We start from the raw sequence: 16983 nt of genomic DNA, 5'->3' as shown, positions 1-16983 counted from the left end.
AACGAATTGTTGTTATGATTATGCTAAATATTTAGTTTATCATTCTACATAATTTGGTATTGATCTTTTTTAATAGTTGTATTTTATTCATGATCCCCATTTTTTTCAATTTCACTTTTTATGAGTTGAAGCAATTCCGTGAGTTCATTTATTGAGGAATCATAAAATGCCAATCCTTTGCTACGCATTGCCATTGTAAGAGTTAGTATATTTCGAAACTGCGGATTTTTTGAAAGTTCAGCATAATTATTTGGCTTCAAACTGATTATTTTACCTTGTTCTAAATAACTTAGATTTTCAGTGATGAATGGCATTGTCACGTTTTCAAATAATGCCCATTCTGCTTTGTCGTAATCGTTTATGATAAAGCCAAGCGTGGATTCGTGAAATTTGATAACACCATTTTTTATGTCCTTACTTTTAATAATTCTGATACCTTCCATTTTGAAAATTTCATACGTAGTAAACGTCGGTAACGGACTTTCCCAATTTGCAATGGCAGGAAATAAAGTGTCCATTGCGGACGTATACACCGTATTTGTATCAAGATGATTTAGCGCAATTTCAAGATTTAATTTTGATGCCTGATTTGCTTTTACGTCACTTTCTAATTCGTCTTTGGTGGCAGATAAGTCTCTGTATAGGTTTTGAAGTATGTTGTATTCATGTTGACTTTCCTCTTGTTGTGCCTTCCAACCGTCAATTTGCAACGCAATTAAAATTCCGACAACAACAAGAATTATTTCGCCAACGGCATAACTTAGATACTTTCCGAGTTTGTTATCTTTTAATAAGACTTGACGTGTTTTTTTAAAGAATTTCATAATTGGTTATGACTTGTATAGCGGTAATTTTGTTCAATTACCATCTAAATTCGTTAGAAACCGAAGCGTATCAACACCATCTGCATAATCGTGTAATTCAGGATGTTGCGTTTGCCCAAAAGCCACTTGATTTTCAAAATCTAAATCAGCTACAATACATTGTATGTTTTCTGCGTCTGCGCTTAATTTTTCTTGGAGTGCTTCTACATTTTCGTAATATTCATAGAAAACCGTTGCAATAGGTGACGCATATTTTTCATCTTCTTTGATCATTAAGAAGCCGTTTTCTAAAATATCAAACAAACTCATTAAATACACAGCTTTGTTGTAATCGTAGTTGTTGGCATATTTTGCACTATTCATACTATCACTTTTTCCATACATTCCTTTAAAAAAGGCTTCAAAATTATATCCTTTCGGAACAAATAATTTGGAAACACTTCTGCAACCCAACCCAAAATACGTGAAAATATCATCACTTAAACTTATGAGTTGATCTTCCGTTTCGTTTCCTGTTAAGATAGCAACAGAGTTTCTGTTTTTACGAATAATATTGGGTTTATCTTTAAAATAGTATTCAAAATAACGAGACGTGTTGTTACTTCCTGTAGCAATTACAGCATCAAATTCTGATAATTTTTCATCTGTAAATGTAATTTTTCCTTTAAATTCAGGATGTATATATTCTAAATATTTGGCTAAGTAGGGAAGTAGGTGTTTGTCATTAGAAGACTGTTTTACCAATACTTCATGACCAGCAATTAATACCGATAAAAAATCATGAAAACCAACTAACGGAATATTTCCAGCCATAATAATGGCAACTTTTTTTGTAGAAATATTTTCAAATTGATATGTTGCTGTCCAATTTTCTAAATTTTCTTTACGCAAAGCTTTTGCCCAATTTCCGATAGCAAACTGAATATTTTCTTTGGTAAACCAGCCATTATGCTCTTTTGTGAGCTTCAATTGATGCAACATTCCATCAAAAAACAATTCATTAAAAGGAATTTTTTCATCTTTTTGAGGATTTTCCGTAGAAAATTGTTCTAAAAATGCACTAAGTTTTACAAAAGCGTTAATTCTTTCTGCTAAAGCCATCTGAATTTGTTTATGAATAGTTTTGGCGTTATTTTTGTAAAATAAATAATAACACCAAGATTTAGTTTTGGCGAATTTATAAAACTTTTACCGCATTAGTGGTAGTTGATAACAAGATTGTAAACGAAAAGAGAAAATAATGGCAATAATTATAACTGACGAATGTATCAATTGCGGCGCTTGCGAGCCAGAGTGCCCAAATACAGCTATTTACGAAGGAGCTGACGATTGGCGTTATTCTGATGGAACATCTTTAAAAGGAAGTGTTGTACTTCCTGATGGTAAAGCTGTGAACGCAGACGAAGCGCAAGAACCAATTTCTGACGAAATTTATTATATATCTCCAGATAAGTGTACCGAGTGTAAAGGATTTCATGAAGAACCACAATGTGCCGCGGTTTGCCCAGTAGATTGTTGTGTACCTGATGAAGATATTGTTGAAACAGAAGAAGAATTACTAGGAAAACAAGCATTTATGCATCCAGAAGGGTAAAATAAAGCTGAAATCGAAATCGAAATCGAATTTGAAGCTGAATTTGAATTCTGAAAATAGATAAGTAGAGAAATAAAATACGAAAAGTCATTCATAAGTCCATGTAGTGGCTTTTTTTGTAAAGAATTATTACCAACAAACGTATGTTAAATTTTTAGTTTTGAACATTGAACATTGAACATTGAACATTGAACATTGAAGTTTTCTTATAAAAAGCAAAAAGCCACTTATGATAGCATAAAGTGGCTTTTTTTGGTTTTGGGTTGGTTGTTAATTGTTATATATCTTCAAAATTTACATCTGTAAAGTTTTCAGAAGTACCAGCGTCTCCGCCTTGATCTTCTCCAGTGGTATATTCTCTTTTGAAATCTTTTTGATGACGTTCAGAAATTACTTCTTCACCTTTTTCATCTACAATATAAGAAGTCATTTCACCTAAAATTTCTGTAAATGCGGCAAAATCTTCTTTATATAAGTAAATTTTGTGCTTTTTGTAATGGAAAGTTCCATCGTCGTTCGTAAACTTTTTGCTTTCAGTAATGGTTAGGTAATAGTCGCCAGCTTTGGTTGCTCTGACATCAAAGAAATAAGTTCTCCTTCCTGCCCTCAATACTTTAGAGAAAATTTCTTCTTTCTCTAATAATTCTTTTTCACTCATAATCCCTTTTTTCTAAAATTTAGTTGTTTGTTAATCTCCCTCAAAAATGTAAAAAAAAAATTAACTGAACAACAAAATCTTACAAATCTTTTTCGGAAAGTTGTTTCAAATAGAGTTCTTTAAAATAACCATCTTCCTGTATAAGAGTGTCATAGCTTCCATTTTGAATAATATGACCGTCATCTAATACGATAATCTTATCTGCATTTTTTGCAGAAGAAATTCGGTGACTTACGATAATTGTTGTTTTATTTTGAGTTACACGCTCAATATTAGATAAAATTTCTTCCTCAGTTTCAGTATCTACAGCTGACAAACAATCGTCTAATAACAATATATTTGGATCTTTTATGACGGCACGCGCAATGGAAACACGCTGCTTTTGTCCACCACTTAATGTAACACCTCTTTCTCCTAAAATGGTATCATACCCATTTTTGAATCCGATAATATTTTCATGAACAGATGCAAATTTAGCGGCTTCTATAACTTCTGCTTCGGAAGCATCTTCTTTTCCAAATTTAATATTGTCTTTTATGGTTTCTGAAAACAGGAAAGCATCTTGCGGAACAATACTGATAGAATTTCGTAAACTGTTTAAATTTAGCTGTTTAAGTGGATTTCCGTCAATTTCAATACTTCCTTTATCAATATCATACATTCTACTGATTAAATCTAAAATCGTCGTTTTACCAGAACCTGTTTTTCCAATAATGGCAAGCGTTTCTCCAGATTTTAACGAAAAAGAAATATCTTTTAAAGCCGTAATATTTGTATCATCATACGTAAATGAAACATTTTTGAACTCAATATTCCCTATAATTGGCGTTGCTTCCGCAATTTGATTTTGAATTTCTGGCACAACATCTAAAAACTCATTGATACGTTTTTGAGACACTTCAGCTTGTTGCACAATAGAAGTTACCCAGCCAATTGTGGCAACTGGCCACGTAAGCATCGTTACATACATGATAAATTCTGCCAAGACACCAAATTCAATTTCTCCATTAATATATTGCAGTCCGCCAATGTAAATAACAAGAATGTTACTGGCACCAATTAGTAAAATCATCATGGGAAAAAACCATGCATTTACTTTTACTAAATCCATGTTTTTTTGTTTTCCTTCAATCACCATTGCATCAAAGGTTTGCTTGATTTGTGGCTCTATTCCGTAAGCTTTAATTACTGAAACACCTGAAAAGGATTCTTGTGTAAAAGTGGATAATTTTGAAAGAAATTGTTGCACAATTGTACTTCGTTTCTGTATGGCTTTACTCAATTTGTATATTAAGAATGATAAAATAGGCAATGGAACTAAGGTATAAATTGCAACTTTTGGCGCTGTAATGAACATTAAAGGAATTAAGCAAGCAAATAATGTGATGGTACGAATACTGTACATAATTGCAGGACCAGCATACATACGTACTTTTCCAACATCTTCACTAATACGATTCATCAAATCGCCTGTTCTATTTTTTTTGTAAAAATTGGTAGATAGATTTTGATATTGTTGGTACACTTCATTTTTTAGATCATATTCTACATATCGAGAAATATTAATAATAGTCTGACGCATTAAAAATGTAAAAAAAGCGGCTAGGACAGAAGTTCCAACAATAATTAAGATATTTACAAAAAGTTCATCTTGTACAATTGTAATATCTGTAATTTCTTTGTGAATGTACTTATCAACTGCGGTTAAGGAATTTCCAATGAGTTTTGGAGCAAAAAGAGCAAAAATTTGTGCTATAATGGTGATTAATATACCTAAAAGTAAGCGTCCTTTATATTTTGCAAAATATTTATTTAAATATTGTAATTCTTTCATTTTCCTATATTAGCAAGTGTTTTTTTTGAATTTTTTTTGAAAAATATTCATTTTAACAACAAGTTTATTGCATAATTTTTAATTATCACTATTTTTGCACTCTATTTTTTATAGATAGTATAATCAAATATAATATACATGGTTACAGACGTTATACACACAAATGAATTACACAAGGTAGATCCAGTATTTGGTCAGTTATCTTTTGATAACCACGAACAAGTTGTTTTTTGTAATGACAAAGATACAGGTTTAAAAGCAATAATAGGAATACATAACACAGTTTTAGGACCTGCTTTGGGAGGAACCCGAATGTGGCAATATAATAACGAGTGGGAAGCCTTAAATGATGTACTTCGTTTATCACGTGGAATGACGTTTAAGTCAGCAATTACAGGATTAAACCTTGGTGGTGGAAAAGCGGTAATCATTGGTGATGCCAAAACGCAGAAGACGCCAGAATTGATGAAAAAGTTTGGTGAATTTGTACATTCATTAAGCGGACGTTACATTACGGCAGAAGATATCGGAATGGAAACCGTTGATATGGATTTAGTTAGAGACGTAACACCATATGTTACTGGAATTTCAGAATCAAGAGGTGGCGCAGGAAATCCTTCACCTATTACTGCATACGGAGTTTTTATGGGAATGAAAGCTGCAGCTAAATATAAATTTGGTTCGGATGTTTTAGAAGATAAAAAAGTATACGTACAAGGAATTGGACATGTAGGTGAAGCATTAGTAGAGCATTTATCTAACGAAGGCGCAAAAGTTGTGATTGCTGATATTAATGAAGAACGTTTGCAAGCAGTAAGTAAAGCGTACGGAGCCGAAATTTACAGGGGAGCTGATATTTATGCTGAAGAAATGGATGTGTATGCACCTTGTGCTTTAGGAGCAACTATAAATGACGAAAGTATTTACAAGCTAAAAGCAAAAGTAATAGCAGGTGCGGCTAACAACCAATTAGCAGATGAAATAAAACACGGAGCTATGTTACGTGCAAAAGAAATTGCATATGCACCTGACTTTTTAATCAACGCTGGAGGAATTATTAATGTATACGCTGAATTAGAAGGATACGGAAAAGCAGAAATCATGCGTAAAACCGAAAATATATACAATACAACATTGGAAATATTTACACATTCAGAAATAAATAATTCTACAACACACAATTCTGCACTAAACATTGCATTGGATAGAATAGAAACAAGAAAAAAAGAAGCTAATAAATAGTAACTTTATTCAAAATAATTATATTTTTGCGGGGCGAAAGGATTTGAATCTTTTCGCCTTTCATTTTTTAAAATTAAAGTTCTTACTTAGATGCTAACAAGAAGACATATTCGAGTTAAAGTAATGCAGTCCATTTATGCATTGTCACAGTCACAAAGTGATCAAGTTGACAAAGAGTTGAAATTTATCAACATGAGTATTGCGAATATGCACGATTTATACATACTTACGCTAGATTTATTTGTAAAATTAAGCGATTATGCAACAAATCAACTTGCGCTTTCGCAGAAAAAATACTTGGCGACTTCAGAAGATAAAAACCCAAACAGGAAATTTATTCAAAACGCAATCATTCTACATTTAGTAGAAAACAAAGAATTAAAAGAAGCGGTACAGCATAGAAAATTAAACGATTGGGAATTAAATGATGAATACATTCGTGTCATTTTTGATGAAATGATTGCAAGTGATTTGTATAAAAAATACATGGCAGAAACAGAAACTAGCTATGATTTAGACAAAGCTTTTGTGGCAAAATTATTTTCAGAAATTATTGCACCAAATGATAAATTATATGAATATTTTGAAGATCAAAAACTAACATGGTTAGACGATGTTCCTGTAATTAATACATTGATATTAAAATCGATAAAACAAGCGAAGAAAGGAAGAGAGAAAATCTTTTTATCAGAACTATACAAAGATGATGAAGACAAACAGTTTGTTAAAGACTTATTCCGTAAAACGGTATTAAATGATGACATGTTAGCCGCCGAAATTCAAGGAAAAACACCAAACTGGGATAAAGATCGAATTGCAAATCTTGATTTAATAGTATTAAAAATGGCAATTTGCGAATTCTTAAAATTTCCTTCAATTCCTGCAAAAGTCACCATAAATGAATATATTGAGCTCGCAAAAGAATATTCTACATCGAAAAGTAGTATGTTTGTAAACGGGATTCTAGATAAATTAATTAAAGAATACAAAAAAGAAAATAAGTTAAATAAAATCGGTCGCGGTTTGATGTAACAAAAACAATTATTAAATTTACAATTCTAAATTTTAAACACTATGATCAGAAAAGGATTTATATTATTAGGAGCTATGTCGCTTGTCTTATTCACATCATGTAAAGATGACGCATCCAAAAAAGTAAAAAGTGAAAACGTTGCACAAGCTGCAGAAAGAGATGCACAATCAAAGAATTTTGCAGTAATGTCATTTGAGAAAACAGAGCATGACTTTGGTACTATTGACGAAGGTGATCAAGTAGAAACTACAGTAAAGTTTACAAACACTGGATCTACACCTTTATTAATTTCAAACATTAAAGGAAGTTGTGGGTGTACAGTTCCAAATGATTGGCCAAGAGAACCTATTGCACCAGGAGCTGAAGGACAGTTTACTGTAAAGTACAACTCTACAAACAAACCAAACCTAAAAACAAATACGGTAACGGTTACAGCTAACACTGAAAAAGGTAGAGAAATTTTCCGTATTAAAGCATTTGCAAAACCGAACCCAGAGTTAGAAGCTAAAAGAGCAAAAGCAAAAGCTGAGAGAGAAGCGAGAATGAAAGTGCAACAAGAAGCACAACAAAAAGCAGCGGCAACTAAAAAAACTGGAGTGATAAATTCAAGTCACGAAGGGCATAATCACTAAGATGGAAGGATTTTTAGGACAATACGGACCTTTACTACTAATGTTGGTAGTTGTATACTTTTTTATACTATCACCAAGTATTAAACGTCAAAAAAAGGAGAAAAACTTTATGAACTCCATTAAAAAAGGTGATCGTGTGATTACCAAAAGTGGAATTCATGGAAAAATTGTTGAACTCAATGATAAAGACAATACATGTATTATTGAAACTGGAGCCGGGAAAATTAAATTTGAACGCGTAGCACTTTCAGCAGATGCAACATTGAGAATCAATGCTCCTGAAAAAAAATAAATATACTTATAAAGCATATCAAAAAAGCATCGTGAAAACGATGCTTTTTTTTTGAAATATACTTTTGAAATAATTTATTATATTTGAAATAAGAAAAAGAAAAAAATGAGCCAAAGTGACACAGTTTGCAAAAAAATGAGTCAAGATGATTATTTAAAAATGATTGAGAATAATCCGATTTTAAAGGAAAAGTTAGACGAAATTGGAATTTCTGAAAATGAAGATGGACTAGCCGTGCGACTTATGTATTCTGATATATTAACAGAAGAAGAAAAGAAATTTTTAAGACAAGAATCTCCGATCTATTTTGAAAAAGGATTTTTCGTAAAATTTGGTAAAAGCGAAGATGAAGACTCTGTATGTTTTACCGATAAAATCTGTGATCGTTGTTATGTTAATTTATTAAAGAGAAGAGAAAGGCTTCAAAATGAATAATACCAAGAAACTTCTCAGATATCTTTAATGAACAACCATACTTTTAGTTAATCATTAGTAGTAAAGAAATTATTTTGGAAAGAATAAGGAATATATAATTTTAAGCTTTGTTTTTCAGTTAATTACTAAACAAGTCTTTATTCTATAATCTAATAGCGTAGCGATCTTTTATCTTTTGTTGGACAACAGTTATTTTTTATACTTATCATTCAATCCTTTTCCGTCCAAAATCATTGGAATAATTTTTTCCAAACGACTTTCTTTAGTGGCTGTTCGTTTCGCAGTTGAAATATATTCCGAATATTCTTTTTGTTTGTAATTTGATAACGTTTCAAAAGCAGTTTTTAATGCTGTATTTTTATCGAATTCACTTTTTAATTCATCTGGAATAATCAATTTAACACTTTTTCTGACCTTAGGAACCGTTTTACCCTCTTTTTGATATTGAACAGCTTCATCTATATAACGTTGTATTAAAGACTCAGAGATTACAGCCGAATTGGTAAATTTCATATGGCGCATGGCTTTTGTCTTTCCTTCTTGCGCATTTACCAATACATTTGCTGCATCTTTTAACAAAGCACCTTGAAAAAACCACACACTTATATGTGTTTTAAAAGACCCTAAACCTATCAAATTTTTTCCATCAACCATATACACAGGCATACTCCATTTGAAACCTTCCTCAATATCATGATTTTTCAGAATAATACTTCTAAGCAAACGTAATTTATCTTCCCATTCAGGAAAACTTTGTACATACGCTTCTACAGATTTGAATTTTTTCATCTTATGAAAGTTTGTGCTAAAATAAAAAAAGCTACTAAAAAAGTAGCTTTTCATAAAATTTATATAAATATGATCTTATTGTTTCATCGTTACAATGCGTTGTGCAAAAGGTGCATCATAATTGGCAGCTCCAAGAGCTTCTACAATTTTTTGGCGCGTATCCCAATAAACATCCCAATAGTCTTCACAGTTTGCATATGGCATTGCTAACAATTCAATACCATTAGCGCCCAAATTATTGACAGCAACTCTAGGTGCAGGATTATTTAATACATTATCATCGTTATTTAAAACTTGAGCCACAATTTCTTTCGCTTTTTTAATATCTGTTCCATACTGGATTCCGAAAGGCATATCAATACGTAAATTTCCTATTTTGGTAAGATTTGTTATTTTATTAGCTGTAATTGCACCATTAGGAACAATAACGGTTTCGTTTTGAAACGTTTCAATAACGGTTACAAATACTGAAATTTCTTTTACAAATCCGAACGCATCATTAGTTTTAATTAAATCACCAACTTTAAAAGGCTTAAAAATAAGTAGCATTACACCAGAAGCCAAATGACCTAATGAACCGTTAAATGCAGCTCCAATAGCAATTCCAATACCAGCAATTAATGCTGCAAAAGAAGCCGTAGGAATTCCAACAATTCCAGCAATGGATATTAATAAAACAATTTTGAGTATAAAACCAATTAACGTAAGTAAAAAAGGACGCAATGTTTCGTCTATATGACGTGTTTCAAATCCTCTTGAAGCCGCTTTCATGATCATTCTAATAATCCAGAAACCTATGACTAAGGCAGCTAAAGCTCCAATTAATTTCAATCCCCAATCTCCAATTCCAACTGCAATTGCATTATAAAATTCACCTAATGAATCTGTAATCGTATTTCCCATTATTTCTTTGTTTTTAAGGTTATATATCCAAAAATAACAAAGACTTATTCAGTTAAATTCTTACAAGTACATAAAAATTAATGGTTCGATGTAGTAAGTCAAAAAATCGATTAACGTATTAAAATGTGCTATTTTTTATACTTTTCAGCAGTCAACTCCGTGATTTTCACAATCACTTCTATGGCACTTAAAATACTTTCTACAGGAACATATTCATAACGTCCGTGAAAGTTATGTCCGCCAGCAAAAATATTAGGACATGGTAATCCCATAAATGACAATTGCGAACCATCTGTTCCACCACGAATTGGCTTGATAATTGGCGTAATATTTAATGCTTTCATAGCTTCTTCGGCAATTTCAACAATATGAAAAACTGGTTCAACCTTTTCTTTCATGTTAAAATACTGATCTTTTATTACGAGAGTAACAGGATCGTATGTGTAGCGACTATTGATGTCTGTTGCGATTTTTTCTAACAATTCTTTTCGTGCTTCAAACTTCGCTTTGTCATGATCGCGAATGATATAATCTAAAGATGATTCTTCAACACTTCCTTTTGTTGTATGTAAATGGTAAAATCCTTCACGACCTGTTGTTTGTTGTGGAATTTCATGTGGCGGTAATAAATTGACAATTTCGTTTGCAATCAAAATAGAATTGATCATTTTTCCTTTTGCATATCCAGGATGAACAATTTTTCCTTTGATATCAATTTTAGCACTTGCAGCATTAAAGTTTTCATATTCAAGTTCTCCAATTTGGCTTCCATCCATTGTATACGCCCATTCTGCGCCAAATTTTTCTACATCAAATTTATGTGCACCACGACCAATTTCTTCATCAGGAGTAAAACCAATACGAATTTTTCCATGTTTTATTTCTGGATGATTAATAAGGTATTCCATGGCAGAAACAATTTCGCAAATTCCAGCTTTATCATCTGCACCAAGTAACGTTGTTCCGTCAGTAGTAATAAGCGTTTGCCCTTTATATAATAACAAATCATCAAAATAATCTGGCGACAGCACAATATTCTGTTCAGCATTTAAAACGATATCTTTTCCATCGTAATTTTTTACAATTTGCGGATTCACATTTGCGCCCGTAAAATCAGGAGACGTATCAAAATGCGATACAAAACCAATTGTAGGAACTTCATGATCAACATTACTTGGCAACGTTGCCATGATATATGCATTTTCGTCAATCGTAACATCAGACAATCCAATGCGTTTCAATTCGTCCACTAACAAATTGGCTAAATTCCATTGTTTCTCTGTACTTGGAGTTGTTTCTGAAGTTGGGTCAGATTCGGTATCAATTGTTACATAACTAATGAATCTATCTATAATATGTTGCATGAATATTCTTTTTCTTCAAAAATAACAGATTTCTTAGGATTCCTAAAATATGTGCTTGTGTATTTTTAACTTAATACAGATTTTTATTGCATCAATCCATTTATATGAAAGATCATAAAAAATAGTGATTAAAAATATTTGCCTTTTGAAAATTAGATTATTTTTGCACAAACAAAACAACATGTACCAATTTCTTGTAAAACCTATTCTTTTTCTATTCGATCCAGAAAAAGTGCATCATTTTACCTTTTCACTTATCCGAACATTATGTAAAATTCCTTTGGTTTCAAGTGTTTTTAGAGGAATATATACTGTAAATGATAAACGCTTAGAACGTACTGTTTTTGGGTTGAAATTTAAAAACCCTGTAGGTTTAGCAGCCGGATTTGATAAAGACGCCAAACTATACAATGAATTGTCAAACTTCGGATTTGGTTTTATTGAAATAGGAACGTTAACGCCAAAACCACAAGTTGGAAACCCTAAAAAACGTTTGTTTCGCTTAAAGCAAGATGAAGCGATTATCAATCGTATGGGATTCAATAATGGTGGTGTTCATGAAGCAGTTACGCGTTTAAAGAAAAATAAAGGTGTTTTAATTGGTGGAAACATCGGTAAAAATAAAGTGACACCAAACGAAAGTGCGGTAGAAGATTATAAAATTTGTTTTGAAGCGTTATTTCCACATGTAGATTATTTTGTGGTGAATGTAAGTTCGCCAAATACGCCAGGCTTACGCGAATTGCAAGACAAAGAACCGTTGACAAAGCTATTGACAACGTTGCAAACAATGAACAACGCAAAAGAAGCTCCAAAACCAATCTTACTAAAAATAGCGCCCGATTTAACAAATGAGCAGTTAGAAGATATCATCGAAATTGTTGCCGAAACTAAAATTGCTGGTGTAATTGCCACAAACACAACTATTTCACGCGAAGGTTTACAATCGGACAACAAAGAAGAAATGGGCGGATTAAGCGGAAAACCATTAACAAATCGTTCTACGGAAGTAATTCGATTCTTAGCAGAAAAAAGCAACAAAGCGTTTCCAATTATTGGAGTAGGAGGAATTCATACTGCTACAGACGCATTGGAAAAGTTAGAAGCTGGCGCAGATTTGGTACAATTATATACAGGATTTATATATGAAGGTCCAAAGTTGATTAAAAACATCAACAAAAAAATTCTACAGAAATTATAAAAAGCATACATACGAGTGGAAGCATATTATTTAAAAATTATAGAATCTATTGTTATTATTGGAGTTTATATTCTGGTGCGAATGACATCTAATAAATTCATCACTAAAACGACGAAAAATAAGCTGATCCAAAAATCGAGAGCGAAAATAATTAGAAAAGCAATTAATATAGCTTTAGTATTTATATGTATTCTGTTAATATTAACTATTTGGGGAGTCAACCAATCTGATTTAGCGGCCTACATAGGGTCAATTCTCACGGTAGTTGGTGTTGCATTTTTTGCACAATGGTCACTTTTATCTAACATTACATCAAGTATTATTCTATTCTTTAATCACTCAGTAAGAATTGATGATTCTATTATTATTATGGAAGGAAAAGAATATGAAATTGAAGGAAGAGTTAGTGATATCGGGCTCTTTTTTGTTACTGTAAAAACAAAAGAAGGTGAAGAAATAAATATGCCCAATAATCTTTTTCTTCAAAAAATGATAAAAAAACAAAAGCCTTAGGACACCAACCTCTTAAATTAAAACACAGCATTGGACTTAGAAATACTTATCGGATTTGTTGCGGCAACATCGCTTTTGGCAATCACGCCAGGACCAGACAATATTTATGTATTAATGCAAAGTATTGTAAACGGTCGTAAATACGGAATAGCAACGGTTTTGGGTTTAATGTCAGGTTGTTTAATTCATACAACGGTAGTTGCTTTTGGCGCATCTACCATTTTACAACAAAATCCAACATTATTTTTCATCATCAAGCTATTTGGTGCATTGTATTTAGTGTATTTAGCGTACAAAGTATTCAAAAGTTCAGGCGATATTGAATTGGGAAACGATGCAATTCCTAAAAAAAGTGTTGCTGAACTTTTCAAACAAGGATTCATCATGAATGTATTAAATCCGAAAGTAACGCTTTTCTTCTTGGCATTATTTCCAGGTTTTCTCTTTAGTGAAACGATGAATGAAGTGCTTCAATTTTACATCTTAGGATTACTTTTCATCTTAGTATCTTTTGTTGTTTTTGGTTCAATAGCTGTCTTAGCAGGAACCATTTCGGAAACCATCAAAAAAAATAAAAACATAGGAACTTTCATGAAATGGTTGCAAATAATTGTATTTGTCGGAATTGCAATATTTATTTTACTGTAAAAAATAAGGTCATTCAATAAATGACCAACCTTATCAAGTAACTAAAAACATATCTTAACACTCGCAACCAGGATCGAGTGAATGGCAAGGATCTCCTTGCGTTTCAGATTCCATAACATTAGATAACTATGTTGTTAAATGAACAGTTAATTTTGGAGGTGTAACTTCTTCTTTTTCCTTCTTTAACATCTGTAAGACTTGATACAGATCTCTTGTTAAGTACTAAACTTTTTAAACTCTTTTTTTTCATAAGTGATAAATTTTTAATGTTAATGATGATGTAAACCAATATGAAAATTACACTCTTTAAAAGAGATTTTACCCGTGATTATCAAATTGACGGATTGTAAATAGTAACAATTTTATTGTGTAAGTAATTGAAAATCAGTAAAATTAAAAATAATTGGTAAGTTTAAAAAGTTCAGAATAAACTAAAGGCTAAATACTGCCAAAACTGATGCTAAAAAATAGTTCCTAAAACGATTTCGTTGATTATCTTTGACATTCTATGGAAAACATTAAAATCATCGAATGTCCACGAGATGCCATGCAAGGCATCAAAATGTTTATTCCAACAGAAAAAAAAGTACAATACATTCAATCATTACTTCGTGTAGGCTTTGATACTATTGATTTCGGTAGCTTTGTGTCGCCAAAAGCAATTCCGCAAATGGTGGACACCGCTGAAGTTTTATCAAAATTGGACTTAGCTTCAACACGAAGTAAACTATTAGCAATTGTTGCCAATGTACGTGGCGCCACAGATGCAAGTACACATCCTGAAATTCAATACTTAGGCTATCCATTTTCCATTTCTGAGAATTTTCAAATGCGGAATACACATAAAACTATTGCGCAATCCATAGAAACACTACAAGAAATTCTAAACATTGCGGCAAAAACGAATAAAGAAGTAGTTGCCTATTTATCTATGGGATTTGGAAATCCATATGGCGATCCTTGGAATGTGGAAATAGTAGGCGAGTGGACAGAAAAACTTTCCAACATGGGCGTGAAAATATTATCGCTATCAGATACAATAGGTTCATCTACACCAGATGTAATCGATTATCTATACTCGAATCTCATTCCAAAATATCCAGAAATTGAATTTGGCGCACATTTACACACAACACCAAGTTTATGGCATGAAAAAGTAGATGCGGCATACAAAGCTGGTTGCAGACGTTTTGATGGCGCTATTCAAGGGTTTGGCGGTTGCCCGATGGCAAAAGACGAACTTACCGGAAACATGCCAACAGAAAAAATGGTTTCATACTTCACAGCGGCAAAAGCAAATGCAAACATTCAAGCAATGAGTTTTGAATCGTCTTACAATGAAGCTTCTAAAATATTTAATGAATATCATTAGTTCTCAGTTCTCAATACTGATATCTCATTACTCATTACTAAATAAGCATTAACAAATTGTTATCTACTCTAGCAAATAGTATTAATAACATAAAATGTAGTATATTCGCATGCAATTATATTTTAATTGCACCATGACAGCACACAACAACAAAATCTTAGGCGAAGGACTAACATACGACGACGTTTTATTAGTTCCCGCTTTCTCCGAAGTACTTCCAAGAGAAGTCAGCATTCAAACAAAACTTACTAGAAATATAACCATCAATGTTCCGATTGTTTCCGCCGCTATGGATACGGTTACAGAATCTTCTATGGCAATTGCGATGGCTCGCGAAGGTGGAATCGGTGTTTTACATAAAAACATGACAATAGAGCGTCAAGCACAAAAAGTTAGAAAAGTAAAACGTGCTGAAAGCGGAATGATTATCGATCCAGTAACGTTGCCGTTAACAGCAATCGTTGCTGATGCTAAAGCAAACATGAAAGAACACAGCATTGGCGGAATTCCAATTGTTGACGAAAACGGAACACTAAAAGGAATCGTAACCAATAGAGATTTACGTTTCGAGCATAACAATGAACGACCAATAGTTGAGGTAATGACAAGTGAAAACTTAATTACTTCATCAGAAGGAACTTCGTTGAAAGATGCTGAGGCAATTCTTCAAAAAAATAAAATTGAAAAACTTTTAATTGTAAATGATAACTACAAATTAAAAGGATTAATCACTTTTCGTGATATAACTAAAGTTACACAAAAACCAATCGCAAACAAAGATACGTACGGACGTTTACGCGTTGCGGCGGCACTTGGAGTTACTGCGGATGCTGTAGATAGAGCAGAAGCATTGGTAAATGCAGGTGTTGATGCGGTTGTAATTGATACGGCACACGGACATACAAAAGGCGTGGTAACTGTATTAAAACAAGTAAAAGCTAAATTTCCAAACTTAGAAGTAATTGTTGGAAACATTGCAACGGGAGAAGCCGCAAAATACTTAGTAGACGCTGGTGCTGATGCAGTAAAAGTTGGAATTGGGCCAGGTTCCATTTGTACAACACGTGTGGTAGCTGGAGTAGGTTTTCCTCAATTTTCAGCAGTATTAGAAGTCTCAGCCGCCATAAAAGGTAGTGGAGTTCCTGTTATTGCAGATGGAGGAATTAGGTATACAGGAGATATTCCAAAAGCAATTGCCGCTGGAGCAGATTCTGTAATGCTAGGTTCATTACTAGCAGGAACAAAAGAATCACCTGGAGAAACAATCATTTACGAAGGAAGAAAATTCAAATCGTATCGTGGAATGGGTTCTGTGGAAGCTATGAAACAAGGTTCAAAAGATCGCTACTTCCAAGATGTAGAAGCAGATATCAAAAAATTGGTTCCTGAAGGAATTGTAGGTCGTGTACCTTACAAAGGAAACTTAGATGAAAGTATTCACCAATTCATTGGCGGTTTGCGTGCAGGAATGGGATATTGTGGTGCAAAAGATATAGAAACACTTAAAGAAACTGGAAAATTTGTACGTATAACAGCAAGTGGAATCAACGAAAGTCATCCACATGATGTTGCCATTACCAAAGAAGCGCCAAACTATTCAAGACGATAATCTTTAGTATAACATATAAAAAGGCTGTTACATTTCAACA

The 16983-nt window shown here is 32.7% G+C and carries 18 protein-coding genes; 11 read left to right on the top strand and 7 right to left on the bottom strand.

Annotation, left to right across the window (positions count from 1 at the left end; genetic code table 11):
* Positions 1-83: 83 nt before the first annotated feature.
* On the bottom strand, positions 84-824 hold the full coding sequence (locus tag ACQ654_RS03305; RefSeq protein ID WP_430408890.1) for a hypothetical protein: 741 nt from the start codon (positions 822-824) through the stop codon (positions 84-86).
* A gap of 33 nt (positions 825-857) precedes the next feature.
* Entirely contained in the window at positions 858-1925 is a 1068-nt protein-coding gene (locus ACQ654_RS03300) for an acyl-CoA reductase (RefSeq protein WP_430408889.1), read from the bottom strand.
* Between the two features lie 139 nt (positions 1926-2064).
* Here ACQ654_RS03300 and ACQ654_RS03295 point away from each other — a divergent pair, with 139 nt between their 5' ends.
* A complete protein-coding gene (locus ACQ654_RS03295; RefSeq protein WP_430408888.1) occupies positions 2065-2418 on the top strand; it encodes a 4Fe-4S dicluster domain-containing protein in 354 nt (117 codons plus the stop codon).
* 277 nt (positions 2419-2695) lie between these two features.
* Here ACQ654_RS03295 and ACQ654_RS03290 read toward each other — a convergent pair whose 3' ends face one another.
* Both ACQ654_RS03290 and ACQ654_RS03285 read right to left on the bottom strand, forming a co-directional pair.
* Positions 2696-3076 carry a PUR family DNA/RNA-binding protein gene (locus tag ACQ654_RS03290; protein WP_430408887.1) on the bottom strand — a complete coding sequence of 127 codons (381 nt, stop codon included), beginning with the start codon at positions 3074-3076 and terminating at the stop codon, positions 2696-2698.
* A gap of 79 nt (positions 3077-3155) precedes the next feature.
* On the bottom strand, positions 3156-4910 hold the full coding sequence (locus tag ACQ654_RS03285) for an ABC transporter ATP-binding protein (protein ID WP_430408886.1): 1755 nt from the start codon (positions 4908-4910) through the stop codon (positions 3156-3158).
* Between the two features lie 138 nt (positions 4911-5048).
* On the opposite strand from ACQ654_RS03285, the gene ACQ654_RS03280 reads away from it, so the two are divergent.
* The 5 genes from ACQ654_RS03280 (at position 5049) to ACQ654_RS03260 (ending at position 8544) form a co-directional block, all read left to right on the top strand.
* Complete coding sequence (locus tag ACQ654_RS03280) at positions 5049-6152, top strand: Glu/Leu/Phe/Val family dehydrogenase (RefSeq protein WP_430408885.1); 1104 nt, start codon at positions 5049-5051, stop codon at positions 6150-6152.
* 90 nt (positions 6153-6242) lie between these two features.
* A complete protein-coding gene (nusB, locus tag ACQ654_RS03275) occupies positions 6243-7184 on the top strand; it encodes a transcription antitermination factor NusB (RefSeq protein ID WP_430408884.1) in 942 nt (313 codons plus the stop codon).
* Positions 7185-7226: 42 nt separating this feature from the next.
* Positions 7227-7817, top strand: coding sequence for a DUF1573 domain-containing protein (locus tag ACQ654_RS03270; RefSeq protein WP_430408883.1), 591 nt, complete (start codon positions 7227-7229; stop codon positions 7815-7817).
* 1 nt (position 7818) lies between these two features.
* Positions 7819-8109, top strand: coding sequence for a preprotein translocase subunit YajC (yajC, locus tag ACQ654_RS03265; protein WP_430408882.1), 291 nt, complete (start codon positions 7819-7821; stop codon positions 8107-8109).
* 105 nt (positions 8110-8214) lie between these two features.
* The gene (locus ACQ654_RS03260) at positions 8215-8544 is read left to right on the top strand and encodes a hypothetical protein (RefSeq protein WP_430408881.1); all 330 of its coding nucleotides are present in this window, start codon (positions 8215-8217) and stop codon (positions 8542-8544) included.
* Positions 8545-8733: 189 nt separating this feature from the next.
* Here ACQ654_RS03260 and ACQ654_RS03255 read toward each other — a convergent pair whose 3' ends face one another.
* From ACQ654_RS03255 to pepT, 3 genes are all read right to left on the bottom strand, one after another.
* Positions 8734-9333 (bottom strand): YdeI/OmpD-associated family protein, encoded by a 600-nt coding sequence (locus ACQ654_RS03255; protein WP_430408880.1) that lies wholly within the window; start codon positions 9331-9333, stop codon positions 8734-8736.
* A gap of 75 nt (positions 9334-9408) precedes the next feature.
* Positions 9409-10236: a mechanosensitive ion channel family protein gene (locus ACQ654_RS03250; RefSeq protein ID WP_430408879.1), complete on the bottom strand. Its 828-nt coding sequence runs from the start codon at positions 10234-10236 to the stop codon at positions 9409-9411.
* A 128-nt stretch (positions 10237-10364) separates the two neighbouring features.
* Positions 10365-11600 (bottom strand): peptidase T, encoded by a 1236-nt coding sequence (pepT, locus tag ACQ654_RS03245; protein ID WP_430408878.1) that lies wholly within the window; start codon positions 11598-11600, stop codon positions 10365-10367.
* A gap of 181 nt (positions 11601-11781) precedes the next feature.
* On the opposite strand from pepT, the gene ACQ654_RS03240 reads away from it, so the two are divergent.
* The 5 genes from ACQ654_RS03240 to guaB all read left to right on the top strand — a co-directional run bounded on the left by ACQ654_RS03240 (position 11782) and on the right by guaB (position 16943).
* Positions 11782-12801, top strand: coding sequence for a quinone-dependent dihydroorotate dehydrogenase (locus ACQ654_RS03240; RefSeq protein ID WP_430408877.1), 1020 nt, complete (start codon positions 11782-11784; stop codon positions 12799-12801).
* 15 nt (positions 12802-12816) lie between these two features.
* The gene (locus ACQ654_RS03235) at positions 12817-13314 is read left to right on the top strand and encodes a mechanosensitive ion channel family protein (RefSeq protein WP_430408876.1); all 498 of its coding nucleotides are present in this window, start codon (positions 12817-12819) and stop codon (positions 13312-13314) included.
* A 30-nt stretch (positions 13315-13344) separates the two neighbouring features.
* The gene (locus ACQ654_RS03230) at positions 13345-13962 is read left to right on the top strand and encodes a LysE family translocator (protein ID WP_430408875.1); all 618 of its coding nucleotides are present in this window, start codon (positions 13345-13347) and stop codon (positions 13960-13962) included.
* A 508-nt stretch (positions 13963-14470) separates the two neighbouring features.
* Positions 14471-15334 (top strand): hydroxymethylglutaryl-CoA lyase, encoded by an 864-nt coding sequence (locus tag ACQ654_RS03225; RefSeq protein ID WP_430408874.1) that lies wholly within the window; start codon positions 14471-14473, stop codon positions 15332-15334.
* Positions 15335-15467: 133 nt separating this feature from the next.
* Positions 15468-16943: an IMP dehydrogenase gene (guaB, locus tag ACQ654_RS03220; protein WP_430412995.1), complete on the top strand. Its 1476-nt coding sequence runs from the start codon at positions 15468-15470 to the stop codon at positions 16941-16943.
* The last annotated feature ends 40 nt before the right edge of the window (positions 16944-16983 follow it).

The sequence above is a fragment of the Kordia sp. genome, from assembly GCF_965283645.1.
Lineage (GTDB): Bacteria > Bacteroidota > Bacteroidia > Flavobacteriales > Flavobacteriaceae > Kordia.
Note: the sequence above shows the minus strand (reverse complement) of the source record. Positions and strands in the feature narration are given on the sequence as shown.

Bases quoted from the DNA above. Each gene is read 5' to 3' on its own strand.
- ACQ654_RS03305 (WP_430408890.1), bottom strand. From the start codon at position 824: ATGAAATTCTTTAAAAAAACACGTCAAGTCTTATTAAAAGATAACAAA.
- ACQ654_RS03300 (WP_430408889.1), bottom strand. From the start codon at position 1,925: ATGGCTTTAGCAGAAAGAATTAACGCTTTTGTAAAACTTAGTGCATTT.
- ACQ654_RS03295 (WP_430408888.1), top strand. From the start codon at position 2,065: ATGGCAATAATTATAACTGACGAATGTATCAATTGCGGCGCTTGCGAG.
- ACQ654_RS03290 (WP_430408887.1), bottom strand. From the start codon at position 3,076: ATGAGTGAAAAAGAATTATTAGAGAAAGAAGAAATTTTCTCTAAAGTA.
- ACQ654_RS03285 (WP_430408886.1), bottom strand. From the start codon at position 4,910: ATGAAAGAATTACAATATTTAAATAAATATTTTGCAAAATATAAAGGA.
- ACQ654_RS03280 (WP_430408885.1), top strand. From the start codon at position 5,049: ATGGTTACAGACGTTATACACACAAATGAATTACACAAGGTAGATCCA.
- nusB (WP_430408884.1), top strand. From the start codon at position 6,243: ATGCTAACAAGAAGACATATTCGAGTTAAAGTAATGCAGTCCATTTAT.
- ACQ654_RS03270 (WP_430408883.1), top strand. From the start codon at position 7,227: ATGATCAGAAAAGGATTTATATTATTAGGAGCTATGTCGCTTGTCTTA.
- yajC (WP_430408882.1), top strand. From the start codon at position 7,819: ATGGAAGGATTTTTAGGACAATACGGACCTTTACTACTAATGTTGGTA.
- ACQ654_RS03260 (WP_430408881.1), top strand. From the start codon at position 8,215: ATGAGCCAAAGTGACACAGTTTGCAAAAAAATGAGTCAAGATGATTAT.
- ACQ654_RS03255 (WP_430408880.1), bottom strand. From the start codon at position 9,333: ATGAAAAAATTCAAATCTGTAGAAGCGTATGTACAAAGTTTTCCTGAA.
- ACQ654_RS03250 (WP_430408879.1), bottom strand. From the start codon at position 10,236: ATGGGAAATACGATTACAGATTCATTAGGTGAATTTTATAATGCAATT.
- pepT (WP_430408878.1), bottom strand. From the start codon at position 11,600: ATGCAACATATTATAGATAGATTCATTAGTTATGTAACAATTGATACC.
- ACQ654_RS03240 (WP_430408877.1), top strand. From the start codon at position 11,782: ATGTACCAATTTCTTGTAAAACCTATTCTTTTTCTATTCGATCCAGAA.
- ACQ654_RS03225 (WP_430408874.1), top strand. From the start codon at position 14,471: ATGGAAAACATTAAAATCATCGAATGTCCACGAGATGCCATGCAAGGC.
- guaB (WP_430412995.1), top strand. From the start codon at position 15,468: ATGACAGCACACAACAACAAAATCTTAGGCGAAGGACTAACATACGAC.